The following is a 7,031-nucleotide window of genomic DNA, read 5'->3' as shown; positions in this document are numbered from 1 at the left end:
TCCACGCTGAAGCTATTTTCGTAGCAGCAGCAGCAGCAGCAGACCCGGGTAAATCGGGCGGCGCCCGATCCTGCCGCGTGACGCGCCCTCGATCAAATGCTTGATCGCTCGCAACGATCGGCACCGGCGGACGCCCTGGCATGCGCCTTGTTGTCGCGTTTGCGCGCGAAGCAACCGCTTGCCCGCAAGGGAAAAGGCGGTGCAATCTCGCAACCCCCTGCGCTTCTGGCGAACGGCCAGGCCCGGCACGAGGACCACACATGGCGCGCGACCGCGGCCTGGAAGACCTGATCCGGAGCGACCTGCCGCGCGATTTCGCGCTCACGGAAAAGGCGATGTTCGGCGGCTGGGCGTGGTTCGTGAACGGCAATCTTCTCATCGGCGCGCGCGCCGACGGGATGCTCGCCCGGCTCGGCAAGGGGAATGACGCCTGGGCCCTCGCCCTGCCCGACGTCGGCCCAATGATCGCCCGCGGCCGCGCCATGGCCGGTTGGATCCGCGCCGGCCCCGCGGCCTACGGCGACGACGCGCTGCGGGCGCGGCTGATCGAGGCGGCGCTCATGTTCGTGAAGGGGCTGCCGCCGAAGGGGTAAGGAGCTCTCAAGCCGCGCCCAGTGGCGCCCGGCTCGGAAGCGCTCGGCCACCATCTCTTCGCTCTTCACCCACAGGGCCCTCGCGCGCTCCACGTCGAGCGCGCGCACGGGCGGGCGCCGAGCACGCTCGGTCCGCCGTCGATATCGGCCACGGTGACAGTCCTCGCAATCTGCGACGGCCTCATGCGTTCCGAATGGAGTTGTCGAGGAGGATCATTCTTCGTACCTCGGGCGCGCAATGAATCCCCCGCGCCCGGCGCCTTGTGGTTATACTGGCGGCCAGACTTGGATCGGAGCGGCGTGACCATCCTCACGGTAAGGCATCTCACCACCTACTCCTACGCCGCGCCGGTGCGGCTCGGCGAGCATCGGATGATGCTGCGCCCGCGCGACATCAACGACCAGCGGCTCTTGAAGGCAAGCCTTGACATCGAGCCCCGTCCGCACCGTCTTCGCTGGATCCACGACGTTTTCGACAATTGCGTCGCCATCGCGAACTTTGTCGGCGAGACCCGGCGCCTCAGGGTCGAGAACATCATCACGCTCGAGCACATCGCGTCCGACGAACCGGAATTCCAGCTCGAGGACCGGGCCCGCACCTATCCCTTCTCCTATGACGCGGAGGAAATGCCCGACCTCGCGCGGGCAATCGAGCGGCATTATCCCGACCCCTCTGGCGACCTCGACCACTGGGTTCGACAATTCGTCAACCAGGGGCGTCCGACCGAGACCGCAGCGCTGCTCATGACCCTAACGAATGCGATCAAGGAGGGCCTTGCCTACGAGCGGCGGACGGAAAGGGGAACGCAGAGCCCCTTGCACACGCTGTCGTCGCGGCGCGGCTCGTGCCGCGATCTTGCGACGCTGATGATGGAGGCTGCACGGACCCTCGGCTTCGCCGCCCGCTTTGTCTCCGGCTATCTCTACGTGCCCAGTCGCGACTCGGGAGACAGCCACCTCGGCGGCGGCTCGACCCATGCGTGGTGCCAGATCTACTTGCCCGGTTCCGGCTGGGTCGAATTCGACCCGACCAATGGCATTGTCGGCAGCCGGGATCTCATCCGGGTCGCGGTGGCGCGAGACGCCCGACAAGCCATTCCGCTGCACGGGTCCTATTGGGGCAACGCCGAGGACGAAGAGGGCATGGTTGTATCCGTCAATGTCCGGCGCCTGCCGGAACAAGAACCCTGCAACCATGGTTTCGCTGACACGGAAGCATGAAGCCTTCTGACCCGGCGCCAACATTCGCGCAACGCGCATGGGTTCGGCCGCGCGGCCTTGTTCGACCCAACACGAGGATTGCCCGATGCTGATCGAAGCGGGATTCGACATCGCTTTTGAATGTCCGGCCCCCACGCCAATGCTGCTTCAGCTCAAGGTCCATCCCTCGCGTGACGCCGACCTGCTTACGCCAGACAGGATCGCCTCGGATCCGCCGCTGCCGATGCGGGACTATCTCGATCTTTTCGGCAACCGGGTCACGCGTGTCGATGTCCCGGCTGGGCTTGTCACTTTCTCCGACCACTTCGTCATCGCCGACTCGGGCGCACCGGACGAAACGCCGCCGGATGTGAGGACGACGTCGATCGCCGATCTTCCCGACGACGTGCTGCTGTTCCTGGTTTCGAGCCGCTATTGCGACAGCGACAAGCTCGCCGACTTCGCCTGGGCGCAGTTCGGAAAACTGTCCGGCGGCGCGAGGGTCGTGCAAGCGATCTCGGATTTCGTTCATGCGAAGATCCGCTTCAGCTATGCCGACGCCCGCTCGACCCGCTGCGCCAGCGATTCCATGCACGAAGGCATCGGGGTCTGCCGCGACTTCGCCCATCTCGCCATCGCGCTCTGCCGATGCATGAACATTCCCGCCCGCTATTGCACCGGCTATCTCGGCGACATCGGCGTGCCGCCCGACGTCAATCCCGGCGATTTCAGCGGCTGGGCCGAGGTGTTTCTCGACGGACGCTGGTGGACCATGGACGCGCGCCATAACCATCCCCGCATCGGCCGCATTGTGATGGGACGCGGTCGCGACGCCGCCGACGTCGCCATGTCGACCGCCTTCGGCGTCGCCAATCTGAAGCGCTTTGAAGTGATGACGGACGAGAAGGTCGAGGGGCGGTGATCGCAGCGGGGCGAGGCGAGAGCTCTTTGAGATGACGCCCGATTGAGATCGCGACGGCTTTAGGGCTCAGCCAGCCACACCGCCATCCGCTCATACACGTCGCGCCGGCTCAAGAGATCGAGGTGCCCCGTCTCGCATGCGACCCACTGGCGGTCGGGAGCGAAATTCAAGTCGCGCGCAGACTCGTTGTGACGGCCGAGCGCGCTCGCGACCGGGACGAGGCCGTCGCCGATCAGGCGGTCCTTGAGGTCGCCGGGTGAGGCCGCGGTGGTGGCGGCGATTGCGTAGCAGGCGACGCCTTCGGGCAGGGACACGGGGCGGCGCGGATCGGGCTCGCGGGCGAAGCGGTCGCGGCCCTGCCAGTCCTCGTCCACGAGGGCGCCGTAGCGCAGGTCGGTGACGCCGGCGCTGCGCATCTTGCCGAGCCGGCCGAAAGCGGCGGCGTAGGGCGTCTTGCCGATCACGACATCGACCCAATTGCCGATCCGCTCGAGCGGCGCGCCGTGATGCGGAGTCCCGAGAAAGATGATCTTGTTCAGTCTGCTCCGCCACGCATGGCCCTCCTGCTCGGCATGGAGGCAGGCGCTGCGGGCGACGAGCCCGCCCATGCTGTGGCCGACGATGGCAAAATCCTCGATTTCCGCCGGCCATGCGGCGACGAGCGCCTCCAGCGCCTCGGCGAAGGCGCGGCCGTTCACCGAGACGTGCAGGCCGGAATTGTAGGAGAGGGTGACGGGCGTGAAGCCGAAGTCGCGGGCGAGCGCCGCGCCGTGGTCGTGGTTCTGGCGCATCCATTGCAGGTCGCTCATGCAAAGCCCATGCAGGAGGACAGCAAGCTTGCCGGTCGCGTCGGGAAAGGCTTCGGCGAGCGCTTGTTTTTCGAGCGTCAGCGGTCGCCCGTCGCGACGAAATCGCATGTTCAGCGCCAGCGGATTGGCGGTGTCCGCGAGATGGTCGCCGACGACTCCGTTAAGGATGGCGAGCGCGATCTCCCGCCCTCGAGAGACCGGTTGATTGTCCGAGTTCGAACCGACCAGCGCCGCAGCGCCGCCAAGCCCCTTGCCGGTCAGCCGGAACGCGCCGCGCACTCCGCCATAGACCAGCCGCGTGACGCCGCCGGTCAGCCCTTGAGCGAGGGGCGCCAGTCCCGGCGTGTCGAGGATGGACGTGTGCATGTGCTCGACAACCCCAGTCAGGCCGTGCGCCGCGTCGGCGGCAAGTTGCCCGAGGCCGAGGACATCCGAAAGCGAGAGGGCGGCGGGTTTCGTGGGCATAGGGACTCCCTTGGCGTCGGGCGTGAGGGGCTGCGTAGGACCAGTCTGATGCCGTCTGGGCCTTTGGGAACTCGGCCGGCGGCTCACGGCGTAATGCCTGCGCGCAAGAGGAGCTTCGTCTCCCCAAGCGCCCCGTGAGCGATCGACACTGCAAGCGCCAGGATCCCGGCCGACCGAACGACGAGGTTGCGCATTGCGCTTCTCCAAACAGTACTGTATGGAACGGGTACCATCCCGATCGCGGAACGTCAATACAGCAGTGTATGGAAATGCGGGACAACCGACTGGGACCGACGGAATGGGTGAACGCAGGCCTCAAAGCGTTGGCGAAATTCGGATTCGCCGCGCTCATGGCGGATACGCTCGCCAATCGCCTCCGCGTTTCTCGCGGCAGCTTCTATTGGCACTTCGCGCATGTCTCGGCGTTCCACGCAGCGATCTTAAGCCGCTGGCGAGAGATCGCCCTGGAAAACATCCTTGATAGGATTAAGGGCGCCGCAGACGATCGCCTGGAAGCGGCTCTCACCCGCGCGTTTTCCACAGACTTGGAGACCGAGCGCGCCGTGCGGGCCTGGGCGACATTCGACGAGCAGGCGAATTCAGCAGCCGAAGCGGTGGACGTGGAGCGAATCCGACACCTCCAAGACATCTTGGTCGACACCGGCGTTCTTCCAAAAACTGCCGAAATGCGCGCTCGCATCATGAACTGGGCTTATCTCGGGTTTGCCCTCTCGTCGGCGCGTCTGGACGATGGGGCCTTGAAGAGCTTCGTCACCGACCTGTCGCAACTCGTTCGCCCGAATTCTCCGCCATCGTCCGACGAGACCCGGGGGCTGCGCGCAGCGCTCCGAACGCGGCGCCGACCAGCCAAGCCGTGAGCGCCCTACCCTGCGGCGGGTTGACGGTGACTTAAGGAGCAAGGCGATGACCAATCGTGTCGGCGTGCTCGACGGCGGCGGCGAAGCCTGGGGCGTGCGCATTCCCGATATTCCAGGTTGTGTGGGCGGCTCGAGAAGTTCATGGCGGGTGCGAACTGTTTCTCTTCGAATAGACGCGCGGCGCGAGAGTTAGTATCCTCTCGACATGTCCGCAAGAAGCCCGCTTTACGACAGCGATTTCTATGCCTGGAGCCGCGAGCAGGCCGAACTGCTGCGAGCCGGCAGACTCGCCGAGGCCGACATCGAGCATATCGCCGAGGAAATCGACAGCATGGGGCGAACCGAAAAACGCGAGCTCGTCAGCCGACTCGAAGTCCTCCTGCTGCATCTCATCAAGTGGCGCTATCAACCGGGGAAGCGCGGTCCAAGCTGGGAGGCGAGCATCTTCGTCCAACGCGATCGGATTGCAGACCATCTGGACGACAATCCGAGCCTGAAACCCCTGCTCCCGCAGGCGCTGGCGTCCGCCTACCGAAAGGCCCGCCAGGAGGCGGTCGCGGAGACGGGGCTGCCGGGGACGACTTTTCCCGAGCCGTGTCCTTGGACGGCGGAGCAAGCGTTGGACGGCGGGTTTTGGCCGGAGTGAGGCGGAGGCGCTTGGTCGAGGCCGCGGACAGATCCGGAGTCCAGACATTCAGGACGGCTTTCCGTCGGCTGCGCGACCCGATCGCCGACAACCCGATGGCGTCGGAGCGCGGCGCCTCAGCAGCGGCTTGGGTCCCATGGACGCGACCGGCGGCAGCTTGTAACCTTCCGCCATGCCCGTGAAGAGCCCGTTTACGACCGCGATTTCTTCGCCTGGAGCCGCCAGCAGGCCGACCTCTTGCGCGCGGGAAAGCTGGCTGAGGCGGACATCGAGCACATCGCCGAGGAAATCGAGAGCCTGGGGCGCACGGAAAAGCGCGAGCTGATCAGCCGTCTCACCGTCCTCCTGCTTCACCTGCTCAAGTGGCGCTATCAGCCGGACAAGCGCCGCCCGAGATGGGAGGCCGGCATCCGCGTCCAGCGCAACCGCCTCGCCGACCACCTCGACGACAACCCGAGCCTCAAGCCGCTGCTGCCCCAGGCCCTCACCGCCGCCCATCGCGACGCGGCGCTGGAGGCGGTGGCGGAGACGGGGCTGGCGGGGGCGACGTTTCCGGACGCATGTCCGTGGACGGCGGAGCAGGTGTTGGACGGCGGGTTCTGGCCGGGGATATCGGCCGTCGCCGGCATTACTCTCGGCAAGGGCCGAAGCAATGTCACCATCAATCCGTCGACAAATTGGTTTTGTGAGCGACAACCGCGCGGGTTCATTTCCCCGGTGGCGCAACACCCTGCGTTGGTGGCGCAACTCCCTGTTGTCCTCCTTCGGCTCCTGCTCCTCCGCCTTGTCCGCCTCCCCCTCCTCCGCCTTGTCCGCCTCCCCCTCCTCCGCCTTGTCCGCCTCCCCCTCGTCCGCCGGCACTTCCACCCGCGCTGGACCCGCCAGTTGCGGTCGACACTGTCTGAAGATCGACGTATCGCTTTGACCAATCATTTAGCCCATCGGTTACCTTGCTAGCGTACGTATCACCGTCATCTTTGATGCAATGCAGCTCCCAAACCCCTATCGCCATTTGCCCGTGTAGTTGTGTGAGACTAGCCAATGTGCGCGAGGCTTGGCCCCATTCTGCCTGTGGACCATAGAATGCGATTACTGCCGCCGAAGCGGTCCCCAATGCAGGAAAGACGATCGCTAGGATGCGAATCAGCTGCTGGGTGCGTCCGTCACCCCTCCCGAACTCCGTCGAGCTCAAGCTTACCAGAATTGTTGTGAACATGCCTAAGATAATAGTCACAACGCTCGTAGTTTCCCAAAATCTATAGGCCGAATCAGCCGTAGCACGTAGCGCAATTCGTTGAGAAGACAGTGCCTGGCTCAAAGCCAATATTGCTCGCTCCGGATGGTATGGCAATCTGACATCTTTTACCAAAGTGTCCGATCCTGAATAGTATCGATCCCGCTTAGTTGGGAAGATGAAATCGTATAGAACTCCTTGAGGGAATTCCGGCTCGTCGCTATTTCAAGGTAACTGCTCACCCCCCAGTTGGGGATGGGCTGCGGCGAGGACGTTCTTGATGG

General features: G+C 64.9%; 7 protein-coding genes and 1 pseudogene. 7 read left to right on the top strand and 1 reads right to left on the bottom strand.

What is annotated here, in order from left to right; genetic code table 11:
• Positions 1-260: 260 nt before the first annotated feature.
• From ACLP25_RS09050 to ACLP25_RS09040, 3 genes are all read left to right on the top strand, one after another.
• The gene (locus ACLP25_RS09050) at positions 261-593 is read left to right on the top strand and encodes a TfoX/Sxy family protein (protein WP_442468870.1); all 333 of its coding nucleotides are present in this window, start codon (positions 261-263) and stop codon (positions 591-593) included.
• Between the two features lie 300 nt (positions 594-893).
• Positions 894-1,814, top strand: coding sequence for a transglutaminase family protein (locus ACLP25_RS09045; protein ID WP_442468869.1), 921 nt, complete (start codon positions 894-896; stop codon positions 1,812-1,814).
• Positions 1,815-1,899: 85 nt separating this feature from the next.
• The gene (locus tag ACLP25_RS09040) at positions 1,900-2,715 is read left to right on the top strand and encodes a transglutaminase-like domain-containing protein (protein ID WP_442468868.1); all 816 of its coding nucleotides are present in this window, start codon (positions 1,900-1,902) and stop codon (positions 2,713-2,715) included.
• Between the two features lie 59 nt (positions 2,716-2,774).
• Here ACLP25_RS09040 and ACLP25_RS09035 read toward each other — a convergent pair whose 3' ends face one another.
• Entirely contained in the window at positions 2,775-3,989 is a 1,215-nt protein-coding gene (locus ACLP25_RS09035; RefSeq protein ID WP_442468867.1) for an esterase/lipase family protein, read from the bottom strand.
• A gap of 302 nt (positions 3,990-4,291) precedes the next feature.
• Between ACLP25_RS09035 and ACLP25_RS09030 the strand changes: the two genes are divergently transcribed.
• The 4 genes and pseudogenes from ACLP25_RS09030 to ACLP25_RS09015 form a co-directional block, all read left to right on the top strand.
• On the top strand, positions 4,292-4,867 hold the full coding sequence (locus ACLP25_RS09030) for a TetR/AcrR family transcriptional regulator (protein ID WP_442468866.1): 576 nt from the start codon (positions 4,292-4,294) through the stop codon (positions 4,865-4,867).
• A 46-nt stretch (positions 4,868-4,913) separates the two neighbouring features.
• Complete coding sequence (locus tag ACLP25_RS09025; protein ID WP_442468865.1) at positions 4,914-5,060, top strand: hypothetical protein; 147 nt, start codon at positions 4,914-4,916, stop codon at positions 5,058-5,060.
• Positions 5,061-5,072: 12 nt separating this feature from the next.
• Positions 5,073-5,513: a DUF29 domain-containing protein gene (locus tag ACLP25_RS09020; RefSeq protein ID WP_442468864.1), complete on the top strand. Its 441-nt coding sequence runs from the start codon at positions 5,073-5,075 to the stop codon at positions 5,511-5,513.
• A gap of 204 nt (positions 5,514-5,717) precedes the next feature.
• A pseudogene (locus ACLP25_RS09015) lies at positions 5,718-6,470 on the top strand (DUF29 domain-containing protein); the annotation flags it as partial.
• Between the last annotated feature and the right edge of the window lie 561 nt (positions 6,471-7,031).

This window comes from Roseiarcus sp. (assembly GCF_052145395.1).
Classification (GTDB): domain Bacteria; phylum Pseudomonadota; class Alphaproteobacteria; order Rhizobiales; family Beijerinckiaceae; genus Roseiarcus.
This window is presented reverse-complemented; position numbering and strand designations above follow the sequence as displayed.